This window comes from Oleiphilus sp. HI0061 (assembly GCF_001635675.1).
On the sequence record NZ_LWFE01001470.1, the window covers coordinates 1 to 1,463 of the forward strand.

General features: G+C 46.9%; 2 protein-coding genes. Both read left to right on the forward strand.

Annotated features, from left to right (window positions below):
• Positions 1 to 1,012 (forward strand): NAD(P)/FAD-dependent oxidoreductase (locus tag A3735_RS23045; RefSeq protein WP_156499851.1); only part of this gene is annotated, 1,012 nt, incomplete at its 5' end.
• Positions 1,013 to 1,031: 19 nt separating this feature from the next.
• Positions 1,032 to 1,463 (forward strand): molybdopterin-dependent oxidoreductase (locus A3735_RS23050; RefSeq protein ID WP_156499852.1); only part of this gene is annotated, 432 nt, incomplete at its 3' end.

Sequence of the window (1,463 nt, forward strand, 5' to 3'; positions counted from 1 at the left end):
GCTGGTTATTGATATCGATAGAAGCAAACGTTGCGTCACAGCACGTGATGGCACTCAAGCACGTTATGACAGACTACTGATAGCAACAGGCTCTAAACCCTTTATTCTTCCTATTCCAGGAAGCAAACTCGAAGGTGTGATCGCCTTTCGCGATATATATGATGTCAATAAGATGCTTGCCTATAGCGAGACAAAAAAGAATGCAGTGGTCTTAGGCGGCGGGCTACTAGGTCTTGAAGCAGCCAACGGCCTTGCGCAGCGAGGCATGCACGTTACCGTTATTCATAGCAAGGAAGTGCTCCTTAACAGACAGCTCGATGCGACAGCCGGTCACTTACTCCAGCAGGAACTCACAAGCCGAAACGTTAAGTTTAAAATGCCGGCCGAGACAGAAGAGCTTCTTGCAGATGATTCAGGGCATGTTAGAGCCGTTCGCTTTGCCGATGGAAGTGAGCTCGACTGCGACTTATTTGTTATGGCGATTGGCGTCAGGCCAAATTTTGAACTGGCTGAGAAAGCGGGCTTACATTGTGAAAAAGGCATTGTTGTCAGCGATACATTACAAACGTACGACCCTAGCATCTATGCTGTGGGGGAGTGCATTCAGCATAGAGGCGACACTTTTGGCCTGGTAGCACCTTTGTTCGAGCAAGCCAGAGTATGTGCTAATCACCTCAGTGGCCACGGTGTTGCGGAATACAAGACTCTCCCCAGTGCGACCAAATTAAAAGTAACCGGTATTAACTTATTCTCACTCGGTAATTTCTTAGGTGATGAAGAAAGCGAGGAAATCCGTTTTTCTGATCCTTCTGCCAAGGTATATAAAAAGCTTGTTATCAAAGATAGGCACATCATAGGCGTTGTTCTATATGGCGATACCAAAGACGGCTCATGGTATCAAAGCTTACTTGAACAGCGCTGCAATATCGAAGACATGAGAGAGTTTTTGATATTCGGCCAAGGCTACTTTCAAACCGCCAAGCAAACTACCACCTTAGATTTAGCGGGTTAGGAACATCAAGATGACTCAAATGATCAACTCAACAGAGACAAGCACAAAACCGCAGGAAATAAAGACCACCTGCGCCTACTGTGGTGTAGGCTGCGGCATTATTGCAACAACACACGCTGATAACAGGGACGTGACAATACAAGGCGACCCGCACCACCCAGCTAACTTTGGCCGTCTCTGCTCAAAAGGCTCGGCACTAGGTGAAACCCTAGATCTATCTAGCAGGCTATTGAAGCCCATTATCAAAGGGAAAACGGCCAGCTGGGATCAGACTATCAATCATGTCGCTACCCGATTTAAAGAAACTATCGATCAATATGGCCCCGAGTCCGTTGCGTTTTATGCTTCTGGCCAGCTCTTAACCGAAGATTATTACGTCGCTAATAAGCTGATGAAAGGGTTTATTGGCAGCGCCAATATCGACACTAACAGCCGTCTATGCATGTCTTCC